Here is a 15,149-nt window from a genome sequence, read left to right as displayed (position 1 = left end):
CCATATTCCTCACCAGTCGGCGCGGCTGCCGCGTGTGTCGATATGAATGAAACGTCCCGTGTCATATCGCCCGATGCCGCCATTGAATTCGGGACGCTGCGCACGGATTTCGGTGGCGACACGATGCCATTCGGCGACGCTGCCTTCGGCGGCCGTCCAGTCCAGCGCGTTAAAGCGCAGATGGCCGCTGGTGGATTTGCCACCGATGCAACGGTTATAGGCAGGGCTGCGATAACCACTGAGGATATAGACCGGACAACCCAGAAGATTGCGGATTTCATCCAGCATGCACGCCGTGGCGGCAAGGTTGTTCCAGACATCGCGCGGGGGCAGCAGGTTCCGGGCGGCGCAGGGGCCAGATTGGTTCGAGTTTCCAAGAAACAGCAGCTCGGCGGCGGTGAAGTGGCGCAGGTTCAACGAGTCGAGAAAGTCGCGAAACGCGCCAAAATCGAAACTGGCGGATTCAAGGCCGTCATCACTACGGGCGTTGCCGAATGCCCGTTCCAGAACCGTCCGATCCGATCGGGCATCCTGATCCGCGCCGGACAGAATCAGGGCTTGTGCAGCATCCAGAAAGCGGTCTTCGCCGGCATCGGGATCAGAGACGCTGACCTGATGATGGCGGGCCAGGTCACGCGCGATCTGGTCAACCAGATCCGCGGCTGCGCGGTCAGATGTGTCGGCTGTTTCCCAGTTGGCCAAGACGCTGCCATCGGCATGACCCTGGCCACGGCTGTCGTCCGCAGTGCTTTCGGCATCGGCCACCTGAATGGGGCGTGCCTCGGCAAAGCCGAGATATTGCGTCACTGTCAGACCTGCCCTTGCGGCATGTTCGGCAATTGCATCTTCGTGATCGCCCGGCTCTTCGGCCGATATGGCCATATTGCTTTCCAGACCGGTTTCGCCGGCCATGAAGGTCTGGATTCCTGTGGCCAGGGCTTCGGCGATCCGGTCGCGATAGCTGTCTTGCCGGATCCGGTTTTCTTCATCGATGCGATCCATGAAGCTGACTTCAAGAAGGCAGGCGGCAGTCAAGGCGGAATGCCCGCTTTCGCGGATGACGCCGAATGACCCGCGCAGAACGCCGTCATGCGTGCGGGTTCGGTTGCGGTCGGTCAGACCAAGCGCCGACACCATCGCCGCCTGAACATGGCGCATCAGTCGGATACTGCGGGCAGAACCCGAGCGGGTATGAACATAGGTTTCCGTGCCTTGTGCATTATGCCCGGTCGAGGCGTTGAAATGGATCGAAACAAACACCTCGGCCTCGATCGCGCGGGCAATGTTGCGGCGTGATTCAGATGTCAGGTTGACGTCGTTGCTGCGGGTCAGAACGGCGCCCAGACCTCGTGCGGCCAGCCGTTTCCCGGTGCGTTTGGCGACATCGAGCGTCCAAGTCTTTTCCAGCGAACCGCCGGGGCCAAGGGCATTGTTCCAGCTTGAACCGGAAACGCTGGCGGTGCCCCCGTGTCCGGGATCAAGCACGATCCTGACCGGGGCGGGGGATGCCGTTGCGGTGCCGTCGGGATCTGCGGATTCAAACAGCGGGCTGGCGGGGCCGTCCAGATGCGTGCGCACAGCGGACAGCAGGGGTTCGGTGGCCTTGGCAAAGCCGGTATCTTGCGGGTGCAATTCATCGAACCATGAATTTGGATGTTCGCCCACCGTGCCGGTCAGATCGACAAATCGGAAGTTCGGAAACTGATCGGCCAGATCGACAAGGCGTTCGCGGAAATATTCGACGATCATCCGAATGACGTCGCGCCCGACGGGCAACGGGATACCGGCCTTTTCAAACGGCTTGCCGAAATGCTTCTTGCCCTTGCGCGGAAACGGCGTGTCATATCCGTGGCCAAAGATCATGACGCCGGGATGGTTCATGCGTACATCGGCAAGGATACGGGCATAATAGCCCAATATCTGTTGTGATGCGGCCTGCAGCGATGGCATGTCCAGCAGGTCATCGGCCGTGGCCCCCGAGTGATAGGGGCGCAGCAGGTCAAACAGGCGCCCATCGCCCAGAAGATCGTTCCCACCCCCGGATAAAACCATGACCCGCGCACCCGTCGTGCCAAGCGCCCGGTGATATTCCCGCCTGATTGCCATATGCTCGACCAGATCCCCGGCCGCGCCGAGCGAATAGGTCGCCAGATCGTTCTGGGCGATGAAATTATCTATGATATCAGATAGAAGCAGCGGGTATTGGAACCAGCTGTCGCCTTCGGACACGATCTGGGGGCCGGAAAATCCGGTCAGCATCTTTACGCGATAGTCCACCAACCTCCTGGAGCGGGCAATCCGGTTGGCCCAGTTCAGCGCGGCATCGCTTTCAAAGCCTTCGGCGGCAAGTTCGTCGCGATATTCCGGTTTTAACTCGATTGCGGCGTCATAAGGCCGTTCGGCGTCCTGTCCCTGCTGGTACAGTTCTTGCAAAAGCTGGTTCAGCGCCTCGGAATCGTTCTGGTCCGTTGCGACCTGTATGCGGGCATTGATATCTGCGACGAGTGACATGATCTTTTCCCCCAGTTCTTATGCATTTCTGCCGTCGTTCAGCGGCAGGGATCACGGGCCAGAACGCTGCCGCAAGGCAGCACGGCGTTCAGGGCAAACACGGCCTTCAGCGCGGTCCCCATGCGCCGGTCGAAATTGCGGGCATAACTGTCGCGTGCGCGGCCATCGGAAAATGCGCGGAACACGCCTTGTTGAACCAATAGTGCAAGGTCGGGACGGTCCGCATTCGTGGCCAGCGCATAGGCCTCGTACGAAAACAACCGGCCCTCGCTGCTGTGGACGCGGTCGCATTCCAGGCCCAGATCTTCGATCAGATGGGCCTTGACCGCGCGCAGGATATCGATGTCACCGAAATAGAAATCCAGCTCGCCCCCGCAGACCCGCGTGATGCCATCATTGTGGTCATCAACCTCGACATTCTTGATGGTCCCGCCGGAGACTGTCTTGATGACCTGAGCCGAGTTTCGGGCAATGTCGACCGCCACGCCCGCAGTCGTGCCGCGCAGAAAGCCGACCAGAACCTCTTGGCGGCCTTCATCTTCGCTGCCAACCCGCGAATGACGCAAATATCCGGCGCCGGTTGCGAAGACGATAGGGGACAGCAGGTATTTCGACATCCGGTCGCCATTCACCGATGTGGGATCGCAAAGCAGGTCGATTCCCTGTGCCTGGCCGCCGCGCGACAACATCTCGAAACGCGTTTCGGCGGAAATCTCGACCGGTTCCAGAACCAGCCCCGCATCGTCAACGATATCTTCGCACAGCTCGGCGAGAAAACCGCGATACCCAAGCTGCGATCCGTCGCGGAATGAAAAGGGTGGGGCATCGGCGCGAAAGCCGACCCGCACCGTTTCCTGTGCATAGCTGCCCTGGCCTGCAAGGCCCAGCATGACAAGGGCAAACAAGATTCTGATCATTGTGTGGCCTCTTCTGCTCGGGTCAGCTTGGCGGGTATGATCTCGGGGGTGGCAGTGCGCGAAAGCAGGGTCACCAGAAATGCCACCGCGCTGGCCTGAAAGATCAGGAACCAATAGGTGACGGCCCCGCCATGCGCGCGATTGGCCAGCAACGGGCTATAAGCCTCATACAGTGCGGTCAGGATCACCACGGCCAATGCCGCATGAAGCAGCGGGGCCAGCATTCCGGTCGCGCCGTTGGCGTCCGGACGACTTTCGCCCTGTGCAAATGCCGAGAACGCGCTTTGCAGTCCCCCCATTGCCGCATAGACCGCATAGACCGGCAGAAAGAGCAGGAATTGCTGTCTTGCCGTGCTGAAATCATTGGACAGCACCAGAAAGAAGATCGCAAAGAATATCGCCAGCAACAGCAGGACCGGGACATAGCCGCACAGGAACGTCGCGCCATATTGGCTGACCGGTGGCGGAAATATCATCCGGCGGTCAGGGCCAAAGACCGGTCGCCATTGCCGTCTGTCCAGCCGCGCCTGTTGATATGACAGCCCGATCAATGCCGATGGCGCATAGATTGTCAGCATCAGCATGGTCAGGTAGGTCGCGGTGCCCGTGACGCCTAGTGGACCGACGACGGGGTTGGCCCCCCAGCGCGTGGCCGCAAAGGTTGCCAGCCACACCATGACCAGCAAGACCCCCAGGATCATCAGCAGCCGATCCATGACGCGGCGGCCCAGATCGCGTTGTTCATAGATGCGATCGACAAAGCTGCCCAGCAAGGGTTTGGATTCCTCGGGCAGAAGCGGTTCGTTCTCGGCGAATATCGCGATCAGCATGCTCAGGTCACGGTCCACCATTTCGGCGCGCTGTTCAGCTTGTTGGCATTGGCGGCGCAGATGGGCGGTCTTGGCCGGGTCTGGGCCGTCGCGCTGTTGGGCAGCGTCATTCAGCAACAGCAACAGGCCGTCGATATCGGAAAACAGCATATCGATGTCATGCTTGACGGGGTGTATTGCCAGATCGAAGCGGGTGCGCAATTGCGATGAAGGCCAGGGCGCCTGATCGCCCAGCACCTGATCACCCAGCAGTGCAATCCGGTCCAGCCGATCGACGAACTTGTCTGCCTGTCCGGTCATTTGCAACTTGACCAGCAGGTCGCGAAAGGCCCCATGTTCCGCCGCACGAGGGCCTGACTGGATTGTGCTGCGATCCAGTCGGGTCTGCAGCACGGTTCGCGTCAGGGATCGGATCAGCGGCGGAATCCCGATCGAACGATGCGCAAGCCGGCGGATATGACGTTCGATGACATTCAGTTTCGGGATCGTGTCGGCCAACCCGACAAAGGCAAGGCTGACGGCCAGCGGCCAGGCCGGATCGTCGAACGCCATGTTGGAGGACAGGAAATTGAGGCCCGATTCCTCGCCAATTCGCAGCATTTGCGCGACTTGCAGAACATAGGCGCCGCCAAGGGAAAGAACAGTATATGCGGTGCCGACGATCAGAAGATAGATCAGATAGGCACGCATCAGGATCATTGTGCCACGCAAGGTGCCGGGGGGCAGAATGCTGAGCAATCGATCCGAGGTTTCATTGATGTCGAATTCGCGTTCATTGAACAGCCGCCGCCAGCTGAACACCATCAGGACCGCCAACCCCATCACGAAAGACAGGGCAAACCACATATCCATTGACGCAAACGCGCCGCCATCCTCTGACGCCGATGGCCAGAAGGTATCAGGAAATTCTTCCATGACAGAACCCGGTGCCTCCGCAACCTGATCCGGTATTTATTCGCAGGTGCGGACATCCGGATTGCAGGGGTTGAAAGCCACTGACCTTTCGCTGTGGGTCAGGACAACAACCATGAGGGGCACCAGAAAAAACACCAGAACTCGCATAACTTCACCCTCGCAACTAAACGTTGTCGAAGGTCAGAGGTTAACACGTTTCAGCCGATTCGTCATGCATCGCGCGATTGGCGCGGCATTGCGCTGAATCACCGACAACGCCGTGTTCGAGTGTTTCGGGCCGTGCAACCGTGCCGCCGGCACTTGTTTCGGCGCATCCGGTGCCGCATGAAGCAGGCCCTTTGATCGCCTTTGGGTTGTAATTTGTGCAGGGCAGGCAAGGCTGTCGATCACGTGCCGACATGTTTGGATACGATCTACAACCGGATGGCAGAACTCATAACCACTCACACGCGCCATCCGGTTGTTATGTATGTTTTGTCACAATCTGCGCCGCAGGTCAGCCTGTCTATTTGGTCAGGGTGCAATTGTCGGTTGCATGGGCTGTGTGTTCGGACCACGGATCCCGATGATTGTGCCCCAGGGGTCCGATATGGTGCCGCGCAGGCCGTCGGATGATGCGATGTCCGGGGACAGCCGCTCCAGCAAGATCTCTGGTGCATCGGTCAAGATATCGATCATGCCCAACCCGGTCGAGCGCGGAGGGCGTTTGCCGGCGCCACGACTGTTCCAGACGTTTGTAGCGATATGGTGGTGATAGCCATCGCTGGAATAGAAACCCGCGCCGGACATTCGATGAACCAGGTCCAGCCCCAGAACCTGATTGTAAAAACGGTTGGCAAGCTGAAGGTCACCGACCTGCAGATGGACATGACCGATGGTGCTGCCCATTGGCATCCCCGCCCAGTCCTGGCCCTTGCGCGCCGCCACAAGGTCGATCAGATCCAGCCGATGATTTGCCATTTCGACCTGCCCATCCGACCACGACCAGAGGGCGGCGGGTCGGTCGCAATAAATTTCGATCCCGTTACCTTCGGGATCCGCCAGGTACAGCGCCTCGCTGACCAGATGGTCGGCTGCGCCGGTCAGGGTGACATCGTGCTGGCGCGCATGGACAAGCCAGCGGCCAAGATCGGCCCGTGCCGGCAGCAGAAACGCAATGTGGAACAACCCTGCCTCCTGTGCTGAAGCACGCGGTGCCTGGGGGTCATGGATCAGCTTTAGCAAGACGTTGTTCCCGATGCCGAGGCGGGCAAAGTTCGGGGTGACTTCGATTGCGGTCAGTCCGATCACCTTGCAATAAAAATCTGTCATGCGTTCCAGGTCGTTTGCGACCAGCGTGATGGAACCGATACGGATCGAAATGTCAGACATTGGGAACAGCTTTCTGGTTGGTGTGGGGGCGCAGCGCATAAGCGCCTTCGCCCAGCATGGCGGATACCAGCAGGCCTATGGTCCAAAAGGCGGGATATTCCCAACCGCCGCCCTCATTGCTGAAGAAAAAGCCGGCAGCACCATGAACGGTGACGATCGTGCCGATCAGAACCGGCACAAGGACCAGCGCGGCAATACGGCTGTAAATGCCAAGTATCAGGGCCAAGCCGCCAAGAACCTCCAAGGCAATTGTCAGATAGGCCAACGCGGCGGGCAGGCCGAGAGACTGGAAATACCCGGCAGTGCCAGCTGGTGTGAAAACGAAGATCTTCAGCCAGGCATGGGTCAGGAACAACAGGCCAAGGGTAACACGCAGCAGCGTGGCGGCGAACGGAGCGGTGCGGGGATCGATCATTGGGTTCTCATGAATTTATGTCCTTTGAACCCATATGCATTTGGCATCAATGATTTATAATATGCTGTTTATGACAATAACTTTTAACCGATGGTGTTAGCTGTATGCTTGACCGACTGACCGGGATGACCGTTTTTTCACAAGCTGCCCGTCTTGGCAGCTTTTCCGCCGCGGCGAGAACCCTCGGAATGTCACCCACGATGGCCACCAAGCATATGAATGCGCTGGAAGAACGGCTGGGTGTAAAGTTGGTGCATCGCAGCACCCGCCGGATCACCCTGACTGACGCAGGGCAGCGCTATCTCCATAAGGTCAGGCCGGTCTTGGCCGATCTGACCGCTGCCGATGCGGCGGCCACCGCCGAAAAGGTCGAGGTCGAGGGTCTGTTGCGCATCAGCGCGCCTGTATCCTTTGGTGTGAAGGAAATCGCGCCATTGCTGCCCGAACTGGCGAAGATCTATCCGCGTCTGCACGTGGAATTGGGGGCCAGTGACCGCAAGGTCGATCTGGTGGCCGAAGGTTTCGATGTGGCGGTGCGGATTGGTCACAACCCCGATCAGACAACGATTGCGCGCAAACTGGCCCGCTGTCGGACGATGGTGGTTGCGGCACCGTCCTATCTGGATGCACATGGCGTGCCGCAGACTCTGGCTGATCTGGCGGCGCATAATTGTCTTGGCGACACGTTGTCCAGTTTTCTCGATCGCGGGCAGTGGCTGTTTGGCGATATGGCGGAAATCGCGGTGCCAGTGTCGGGCAACATGCGGGCGGACAACGGCGATGTGCTGGTCGCTCTGGCGCTTGCGGGGCAAGGGATCATATATGAGCCAAGCTTTCTGGTTGGCGATCATGTGCGTTCGGGCGCGCTTGTCGCCCTAAGCCTTGATCAGCCTACGGTCGAGATGGCGGGGGTATATGCCGCCTATCCGGACACACGACATACAACCGCAAAGGTGCGCGCCTTTATCGATTTTATGGTCCGGTCCTTTGGCTCTCCGCCATCCTGGGACCGTGGCTTGCGATTTTGATGATGCGGCTAGGTCGTGGCTGTGCCGTGCCGATGCTGACCGTGGCTGACAATCGCGATCACAAGGGTCACGGCGGCCAACCCGGCGGCGGTCGTGAATGTCGCCGAGAACGCAAATGCGATGTCGGCGGGCGCGACCTGTTCAACGCTTGCTGCACCCAGATACGTCACAAACAGGGCCGACATGACCGAGGCCCCGCTCATCAAGCCCAGATTGCGTGAAAGCCCCAGCAACCCCGACAACAATCCACGCTGCCGAGAGGCGGCGGCCGCCAGAACGGCGGTGTTGTTCGCTGCCAGGAACAGCTGGAATGAGGGCGTCAGGATTGCCATCGCCAGAACATATCCGCCAAGCCCGATCATGCGCGGAAAAAGCGCCAGGCACAGTAGACCGAAGGTCATGTGAATCAGGGCAATCAGGGTGGTGCGCCCTGCGCCCAGCCAATCGGTCAGGCGACCAGCCGGCAGGCCGGCAATTGCGCCGATGACCGGGCCAATCGCCAGGACCAGCCCGATTTCCGCATCGTCCAGCCCCAGATGAAAGGCCAGAAAGAACGGGCCGATAACCAGGGTGGACATCATGATCGTCCCGACGAACAGGTTCATCAGCAGGGCCGCGCCAGTCGCGCCTGTCAGCAGCAACCCGACGGGAACAAGAGGCGCCGCAGCGCGTCGCTCGATCGCGAGAAACAGGATGATGCAGAGCGCAGCCAGCGGGATCAGGATCTTTGGCCCAACCGGGAATCCGCCCGCATTTCCAGAGGTGGCCAACGCATAGACCGCCACGGCGATTGCCAGAAACACCGTGCCGGGCAGATCCAGGCTGGAAACATCGTGACCTGCCTCATGCGGTGCGGGCCTGACGAAGACGACGGCCAGAACCAAGGTCGCGCCACTTGTCAGTGCCAGCAGATGAAACGCCAGTTGCCAGCCAGCCGCTGCCACCACAAGCCCGCCCGCCGATGGCCCAAGTGCCGTGCCCAATGCCGACATCGTGCCCAGCAGGCCCATTGCCATGCCAAGTTGCCGCTTTGGCATCAGGTCGCGGGCGATCGACATTGGCAGGGCGATCAGGATCGCACCGGCCAGCCCCTGCACCCCGCGCCAGATGATCAACCAGCCAAGTGACGGTGAAGCCCCGCACAATGCCGAAGCGCAGGTGAATACGGCCAGCCCGAAGATCAGCATTCTGCGATGGCCGATGATGTCACCCATGCGCCCGGCCGGAACAATTGCGGCGGTGATCGACATCAGATACCCAAGCACGACCCACTGAACCTCGGCGATGGATGCCGCGTAGGTTGCCGTCAGGCGGGGGAGCAACACCGAAGCGATGCTGATTCCCAGCGAGGCTGTCAGCGTCGCAGCCGCCAGGGCCACCAGTGCGGGAATACGGCGTTGTCGAAGAGGCGTGCGTGTCATGGATGATCTTCTTGTCCTGGGTTCACTTCGCCGATAAGCTTGCCACTTCAAGTCAGCTTGAGGTCAAGCATGAAGTTGCTCGATATTGGCGCGGTCGCCAGGCAAAGTGGCGTGGCGCCATCGACATTGCGATATTATGAAGAAAAGGGGTTGATACGCTCAGTCGCGCGAAACGGTTTGCGTCGTCAGTTCGATCAACCGGTGCTGACGCAGTTGGCCTTGATCTCAATGGGAAAAATGGCCGGTTTTTCCCTAGATGACATGCGCCGTATTTTCGACAAGGATGGCACGCCGCAATTGCCGCGCAGCGAATTGCATTCGCGCGCGGATGGGCTGGACCAGCAAATACGGGGGTTGATACGGCTCAGGGATGCGCTGCGGCATGTCGCAGACTGCCCAAAGGAAAATCACCTGGATTGCCCCAAGTTCCGGCGGCTGATGCGTTTTGCGAATCGTGTCGCGGATACGGGGGCATCGGCCAGGCGTCAGGAATGACCGCCGGATGTGGCTGGGACCACCCCGGCGGTATCAAGATTCCCGCTATTGCCTGGTCGGAACGGCGGGGGCCTTTGGCAGATCGCGGCTGAAATAACCGAACATCTGTTCCAGAACTGCATCAATGTCTGACTTGGTGCTGTGTGGTGCCGTATTGGGCGCGGTGCTTGTTTGGGCCATCATCATATTCCCGGTTGAAGTTGGCTCCTCCACCACGCGCAATATAGCTCAATTCGGCTTGGGATTCCAGTGCTGCAACGCAGCATAAGGCGCGTTGCAACCCTGTCATGCGCCTATTGCCCTAGCCGATCCGCACCATGCGATGCTTTTTCTTGCCCACGGAAACCTTCAATCCATCGCCGATAAGATCAGTGTTCACAACCATTTGCGGATCTTTGACAACTTCGTTGTTCAGGCGCAGACCACCCTCGGACAGCAGGCGCTTGGCTTCCTTGCCGCTGCCGGTGATGCCGGTCTTGACCAGCATCTGTGCCAGGGAAACGCCGTCGCCAAGTTCGGTGGCGGGCAGAATCGCGACCTCTAGATCGCCGCCCGCACCGCCTTGTTCAAAAACTTCGCGGGCTGTGGCTTCGGCACTGGCTGCGGCCTCGGGGCCATGCAGCAGCGATGTTACCTCATTGGCCAGCCGGATCTTGGCCTCGTTTATTTCGGATCCTTGCAAGGCGCCAAGACGGGTGCATTCGTCGACCGGCAATTCGGTGTAAAGGCGCAGGAAGCGTTCAACATCCGCGTCTGCCATGTTGCGCCAGAATTGCCAGAATTCATATGGGCTTAGCATTGCACCATTCAGCCAGATCGCCCCGCCCTGCGATTTGCCCATCTTGCGCCCGTCACTGGTCGTCATCAACGGCGAGGTCAGACCCCATATCGTCGTGTCATCGACGCGGCGGGTCAGGTCGATCCCGTTGACGATATTGCCCCATTGATCCGAACCGCCCATCTGCAACTGACAGCCATAGCGGCGATTCAGCTCCAGAAAGTCATAGGCCTGCAGGATCATGTAGTTGAATTCAAGGAAGGACAAAGATTGCTCGCGGTCCAGTCGCGATTTCACGGATTCAAACGACAACATCCGGTTGACGCTGAAATGCCGTCCGATATCGCGCAGGAATTCAAGATAGTTCAGCTGATCCAGCCATTCCGCATTGTTCAGCATCTTCGCGCCGCCATCGCCATAGTCCAGATAGCGGGCAAAGACCTGCTGCATGCCGTCGATATTGGACTGGATCGCCGCCTCGTCCAGCAGAGGCCGTTCGTCGGAACGAAAGGACGGATCGCCGACCTTGGTGGTGCCGCCACCCATCAGCGTGATTGGCGTGTTGCCGGTTTTCTGGAACCAGCGCAGCATCATGATGTTCAGCAGATGCCCGACATGCAGCGATGCGGCCGTCGCGTCATAGCCAATATAGGCGGTGACCGGACCCGCCAGCAGGGCCTTGTCCAGATTTTCGTAATCCGTGCAATCGGCGATATAGCCGCGTTCGGACATGATTTGCAGGAAATCGGACTTCGGGCTGTAGGTCATGGGCTGTTTCCTTCTGATCGAGGCGGATATACCGGCGGAAAGGTCAAAGGAAAAGGCGCTATGATCCGGGCTTTGGGAATGATGTCGGGAACGTCGCTTGACGGGGTGGATGCGGCAGAGATCGAGACGGATGGCGTGACCATCGCCGGTTTCGGCAAAAGCAGCTTCAGGCGGTATGGTGACAACGAGGCGACGATTCTGCACGGGGCGCTGGGGCGCTGGCCGGGTGAGGCCGGCGTTGCCGCGGCGGCGGCTGTGTCTGTTTCCAGTCACGCCGCGCTTGCACAGGATTTTCCCGACGCCCGGCTGATTGCTTATCACGGCCAGACGCTTGCGCATGACCCGCATGGCCGCGGAACGCATCAGGCTGGCGATGGGGCGGCATTGGCGCAAATGACGGGGCGTCCGGTTGTCTGGGATTTCCGCAGCGAAGATGTGCGCCGTGGCGGCGAAGGCGCGCCCCTGGCACCGTTCTTTCACTGGGCCTGCGCGCGTTGGGCGGTCAGGAACGGGCATTTGCCCGCGGCTCCGGTCGGGTTCCTGAACCTGGGCGGTGTCGGCAATATCACCTGGGTTGATCCGCGCTGTTCTGCCCCCGAAAGTGATCACGCCTGTCTGGCGTTCGATACCGGCCCCGCCAATGCCCCCATCAATGATCTGATGCGCCAGAGGTTGCGGCAAAGCCATGATGCGGACGGCCGGCTTGCGGCGTCAGGCACGGCCGATCCGGATATTTTGCGCAGTTTCCTGACCCATTCCTATTTCGAGCGTGTCCCACCGAAATCCCTGGATCGCGATCAGTTCAACGGGTTGGTGGCGGCGGTTGAACCCTTGGCCGATGCTGACGCCGCGGCGACATTGGTCGCCGCGTTGGCGGGGTCGGTCGGGGCGGCCTGGCGCTGGCTGCCATCGGCACCCGCCACTGTTCTGGTCTGCGGCGGGGGGCGGCGCAACGAATCGATCATGTCGGCGCTGCGGTCGCAGCTGGATGCCGACGTTCAGGCGGTCGAAGCCGTCGGACTGGATGGTGACATGCTCGAGGCTCAGGCCTTTGCGTGGCTGGCCGTGCGTGTCCAGCGTGGTCTGCCGACTTCGGGGCCGAAGACGACGGCTGCGCCGGGGCCGGTCTGCGGCGGACGGATCAGCCATCCGAAAAGAAGTTTCTCTTAATGTCACTTTTTTGACTCTTGCTCTCTTGACGACGGCAAGCGTCCTGCGTAAACCCCGCTCACCCCAGCGGGCGATCAGCTGGGGTGATGGAAGTGTGCGGTTGTAGCTCAGTTGGTTAGAGTACCGGCCTGTCACGCCGGGGGTCGCGGGTTCGAGCCCCGTCAACCGCGCCACTTTCACATGTCGCCCGGATATATGCGCGGTTGTAGCTCAGTTGGTTAGAGTACCGGCCTGTCACGCCGGGGGTCGCGGGTTCGAGTCCCGTCAACCGCGCCATTTTCCCTCTTTCTTCGCTGAGATTTGGATCAACTGGCCGTCATGGCGCTTTCCTTCGGGATGACGACATGGGAATTCGGGACTCCAGTTCATTTCGTGAATTGGTTAAGTAGATACGAATTGGTCGGCGGGGCAGGAGCGCGGAAAATGAAAGATATGGATGACGCCAAGGCGCTGGTAACGAAAATGGGTGAGGCGGCGCGCCGGGCTGCCATCGATCTGGCCACGGCGACTGCTGAACGCAAGCATGCCGCGCTGATCGGCGCATCGGAAGCCATCCGCAACAATGCCCCGGCGATCCTGGCCGCTAATGAGCTGGATCTGGAATTCGGCCGCCAGAAAGGGCTGAGCGATGCCATGATGGACCGGCTAAGGCTGGACCAAGGCAGGTTGCGCGGGATCGAGGACGGTTTGCGTGCCGTGGCCGAACAGCCCGATCCTGTCGGGGCCGTCATCTCGGAATGGGATCGCCCCAACGGATTGCATATTCAGCGTGTTCGAACACCGATCGGCGTCATTGGTGTCATCTATGAAAGCCGCCCGAACGTGACGGCCGATGCCGGCGCACTGGCGTTGAAATCCGGCAATGCGGTGATTCTGCGCGGTGGTTCGGAAAGCCTGCACAGCAGCCAGGCCATTCATGATTGCATGGTCCAGGGGCTGCGCGGGGCCGGTCTGCCAGAGGCCGCGATTCAGCTTGTGCCCACGCGCGACCGCGCGGCCGTCAGTGCGATGTTGCAGGCACAGGACCTGATCGATGTGATCATTCCGCGCGGAGGCAAGGGGCTGGTCGGTCTGGTCCAGCAACAGGCACGGGTGCCTGTCTTTGCCCATCTGGAAGGTATCTGCCATATCTATGTGGATCGCGATGCCGATGCCGCCAAGGCCCGTCGCGTTGTGCTGAATGCCAAAACCCGCAGAACCGGCATTTGCGGTGCTGCGGAATGCCTGTTGATCGACCGCGCAGCAGATCTGTCGATGCGTCAGGATCTGATCGCGGATCTGGTCGCCGCCGGCGTCGAGGTGCGCGCCGAAGGAGAATTGGCGCAGATTGCAGGGACGGTTTTGGCCGCCGAAGATGATTTCGGTCGAGAATTTCTGGACATGATCATCGCCGTCAGGCTGGTGGACGGGGTCGAGGGTGCCATCGGGCATATTCGCCAGTTCGGCAGCCAGCATACGGAATCGATCCTGACAGAAAACGACGCGACGGCCGCACGCTTCACCAATGGCCTGGACAGTGCGATCCTGATGCGGAACGCCTCGACCCAGTTCGCGGATGGCGGTGAATTCGGCATGGGGGCCGAGATCGGGATTGCAACTGGAAAAATGCATGCGCGCGGTCCTGTCGGAGCAGAGCAGCTGACCAGTTTCAAATATCTTGTGACCGGGGACGGAACCATCCGCGATTGAGGGTTCGACTGGCGTAGCCAAGCGTGATGCCCCCGCCGGATCTCGATGATCCGGCGGGGTTTTCCATGTGTTCCGCAGTTGGAAAATCTCAACTGAAATGTTGAACAAAACCGATTGCTTGCCATACAATAAGATATGGCATGCCAGCCGTCCTGTTATCCGGAGCTAGTTCACGTGGCCGATTCATCGCTTACCCTTGCCGAGGTGGTGGCAGACCGGATTCGCGCAAGACTGACATTCGGTGTCCTGACACCGGGCCAGCGACTGTCCGAGGCTGCGCTTGCCCGTGATTTGGGCGTGTCGCGCAATACCCTGCGCGAGGCGTTCCGTCTGCTGACCAAGGATGGCCTTCTTGAACACAAGACCAACCGTGGCGTGTTCGTTGCCACGCCATCGATGGGCGCGATCATTGACATCTACCACATTCGCCGGATCGTGGAATGTCAGGCTCTGCGCATGGCGCATGGGCGCCACCCCGCCGTTGCGCGCATGGCCGAGGCCGTTGCCGCCGCGCAGGCCGCGCAAGGGCATCAGGATTGGCGTGCGGTCGGAAATGCCAATATGGATTTTCATGCAGCCATCGTCGAACTGGCCGACAGCCCAAAACTGACGGCCTTTTACGGCAATCTTGCCGCCGAGCTGCGGCTGGCATTCGGATTGCTGAAATTGCCCCGCAACCTGCACGAACCCTATATCGGAATGAACGCGGATCTTCTGGCGACCGTGCAGGACGGGCAATACGAAACTGCCGCACGACAACTGGACCGGTATCTGTCCCAGTCGGAACGTGCGGTTCTGGCCGCGCTTTCGGGGCAGGGCGGCGGCGGCTGACCCGCCGCGT

13 protein-coding genes and 2 tRNA genes are annotated in these 15,149 nt (G+C 60.1%); 7 read left to right on the top strand and 8 right to left on the bottom strand.

Going from position 1 to position 15,149, the window contains the following annotated elements; genetic code table 11:
- Nucleotides 1-9 precede the first annotated feature (9 nt).
- The 5 genes from PAF17_RS14515 to PAF17_RS14495 all read right to left on the bottom strand — a co-directional run bounded on the left by PAF17_RS14515 (nt 10) and on the right by PAF17_RS14495 (nt 6,959).
- Nucleotides 10-2,511 (bottom strand): N-acetylmuramoyl-L-alanine amidase, encoded by a 2,502-nt coding sequence (locus PAF17_RS14515; protein ID WP_271889824.1) that lies wholly within the window; start codon nt 2,509-2,511, stop codon nt 10-12.
- Between the two features lie 38 nt (nt 2,512-2,549).
- Complete coding sequence (locus PAF17_RS14510) at nt 2,550-3,428, bottom strand: transporter substrate-binding domain-containing protein (RefSeq protein WP_271889823.1); 879 nt, start codon at nt 3,426-3,428, stop codon at nt 2,550-2,552.
- Nucleotides 3,425-5,173, bottom strand: coding sequence for a hypothetical protein (locus PAF17_RS14505; RefSeq protein ID WP_271889822.1), 1,749 nt, complete (start codon nt 5,171-5,173; stop codon nt 3,425-3,427). Before PAF17_RS14505 ends, PAF17_RS14510 begins: the two co-directional genes overlap by 4 nt.
- A gap of 513 nt (nt 5,174-5,686) precedes the next feature.
- A complete protein-coding gene (locus tag PAF17_RS14500) occupies nt 5,687-6,544 on the bottom strand; it encodes a VOC family protein (protein ID WP_271889821.1) in 858 nt (285 codons plus the stop codon).
- Complete coding sequence (locus PAF17_RS14495; protein WP_271889820.1) at nt 6,537-6,959, bottom strand: DoxX family protein; 423 nt, start codon at nt 6,957-6,959, stop codon at nt 6,537-6,539. The genes PAF17_RS14500 and PAF17_RS14495 overlap by 8 nt, the downstream gene beginning before the upstream one ends.
- 104 nt (nt 6,960-7,063) lie before the next feature.
- On the opposite strand from PAF17_RS14495, the gene PAF17_RS14490 reads away from it, so the two are divergent.
- Nucleotides 7,064-7,987 (top strand): LysR family transcriptional regulator, encoded by a 924-nt coding sequence (locus tag PAF17_RS14490; protein ID WP_271889819.1) that lies wholly within the window; start codon nt 7,064-7,066, stop codon nt 7,985-7,987.
- A gap of 8 nt (nt 7,988-7,995) precedes the next feature.
- Here PAF17_RS14490 and PAF17_RS14485 read toward each other — a convergent pair whose 3' ends face one another.
- On the bottom strand, nt 7,996-9,408 hold the full coding sequence (locus PAF17_RS14485; RefSeq protein WP_271889818.1) for an MFS transporter: 1,413 nt from the start codon (nt 9,406-9,408) through the stop codon (nt 7,996-7,998).
- Nucleotides 9,409-9,477: 69 nt separating this feature from the next.
- Here PAF17_RS14485 and PAF17_RS14480 point away from each other — a divergent pair, with 69 nt between their 5' ends.
- Nucleotides 9,478-9,903: a helix-turn-helix domain-containing protein gene (locus PAF17_RS14480; protein ID WP_271889817.1), complete on the top strand. Its 426-nt coding sequence runs from the start codon at nt 9,478-9,480 to the stop codon at nt 9,901-9,903.
- Nucleotides 9,904-9,948: 45 nt separating this feature from the next.
- On the opposite strand, the gene PAF17_RS14475 is transcribed toward PAF17_RS14480, so the two are convergent.
- Together PAF17_RS14475 and tyrS are read right to left on the bottom strand one after the other, a co-directional pair.
- Entirely contained in the window at nt 9,949-10,083 is a 135-nt protein-coding gene (locus tag PAF17_RS14475; protein WP_271889816.1) for a hypothetical protein, read from the bottom strand.
- A 121-nt stretch (nt 10,084-10,204) separates the two neighbouring features.
- On the bottom strand, nt 10,205-11,449 hold the full coding sequence (tyrS, locus tag PAF17_RS14470) for a tyrosine--tRNA ligase (protein ID WP_271889815.1): 1,245 nt from the start codon (nt 11,447-11,449) through the stop codon (nt 10,205-10,207).
- Nucleotides 11,450-11,509: 60 nt separating this feature from the next.
- Here tyrS and PAF17_RS14465 point away from each other — a divergent pair, with 60 nt between their 5' ends.
- The 5 genes from PAF17_RS14465 (at nt 11,510) to PAF17_RS14445 (ending at nt 15,139) form a co-directional block, all read left to right on the top strand.
- Nucleotides 11,510-12,619 carry an anhydro-N-acetylmuramic acid kinase gene (locus PAF17_RS14465; RefSeq protein ID WP_271889814.1) on the top strand — a complete coding sequence of 370 codons (1,110 nt, stop codon included), beginning with the start codon at nt 11,510-11,512 and terminating at the stop codon, nt 12,617-12,619.
- A 96-nt stretch (nt 12,620-12,715) separates the two neighbouring features.
- Nucleotides 12,716-12,792: transfer RNA gene (locus PAF17_RS14460), tRNA-Asp, on the top strand.
- A gap of 26 nt (nt 12,793-12,818) precedes the next feature.
- A tRNA-Asp gene (locus tag PAF17_RS14455) sits at nt 12,819-12,895 on the top strand.
- 147 nt (nt 12,896-13,042) lie between these two features.
- Entirely contained in the window at nt 13,043-14,308 is a 1,266-nt protein-coding gene (locus PAF17_RS14450) for a glutamate-5-semialdehyde dehydrogenase (RefSeq protein ID WP_271889813.1), read from the top strand.
- 174 nt (nt 14,309-14,482) lie between these two features.
- Nucleotides 14,483-15,139: a GntR family transcriptional regulator gene (locus PAF17_RS14445; protein ID WP_271889812.1), complete on the top strand. Its 657-nt coding sequence runs from the start codon at nt 14,483-14,485 to the stop codon at nt 15,137-15,139.
- Nucleotides 15,140-15,149 lie beyond the last annotated feature (10 nt).

Origin of the sequence: Paracoccus onchidii (genome assembly GCF_028294535.1) — a bacterium.
In the GTDB taxonomy this organism is placed as follows: domain Bacteria; phylum Pseudomonadota; class Alphaproteobacteria; order Rhodobacterales; family Rhodobacteraceae; genus Paracoccus; species Paracoccus onchidii.
This window is presented reverse-complemented; position numbering and strand designations above follow the sequence as displayed.

Coding starts and splice junctions, on each gene's coding strand:
- tyrS (WP_271889815.1), bottom strand. CDS start 11,449: ATGACCTACAGCCCGAAGTCCGATTTCCTGCAAATCATGTCCGAACGC.
- PAF17_RS14505 (WP_271889822.1), bottom strand. CDS start 5,173: ATGGAAGAATTTCCTGATACCTTCTGGCCATCGGCGTCAGAGGATGGC.
- PAF17_RS14485 (WP_271889818.1), bottom strand. CDS start 9,408: ATGACACGCACGCCTCTTCGACAACGCCGTATTCCCGCACTGGTGGCC.
- PAF17_RS14465 (WP_271889814.1), top strand. CDS start 11,510: ATGATCCGGGCTTTGGGAATGATGTCGGGAACGTCGCTTGACGGGGTG.
- PAF17_RS14480 (WP_271889817.1), top strand. CDS start 9,478: ATGAAGTTGCTCGATATTGGCGCGGTCGCCAGGCAAAGTGGCGTGGCG.
- PAF17_RS14510 (WP_271889823.1), bottom strand. CDS start 3,428: ATGATCAGAATCTTGTTTGCCCTTGTCATGCTGGGCCTTGCAGGCCAG.
- PAF17_RS14500 (WP_271889821.1), bottom strand. CDS start 6,544: ATGTCTGACATTTCGATCCGTATCGGTTCCATCACGCTGGTCGCAAAC.
- PAF17_RS14450 (WP_271889813.1), top strand. CDS start 13,043: ATGAAAGATATGGATGACGCCAAGGCGCTGGTAACGAAAATGGGTGAG.
- PAF17_RS14495 (WP_271889820.1), bottom strand. CDS start 6,959: ATGATCGATCCCCGCACCGCTCCGTTCGCCGCCACGCTGCTGCGTGTT.
- PAF17_RS14515 (WP_271889824.1), bottom strand. CDS start 2,511: ATGTCACTCGTCGCAGATATCAATGCCCGCATACAGGTCGCAACGGAC.
- PAF17_RS14490 (WP_271889819.1), top strand. CDS start 7,064: ATGCTTGACCGACTGACCGGGATGACCGTTTTTTCACAAGCTGCCCGT.
- PAF17_RS14475 (WP_271889816.1), bottom strand. CDS start 10,083: ATGGCCCAAACAAGCACCGCGCCCAATACGGCACCACACAGCACCAAG.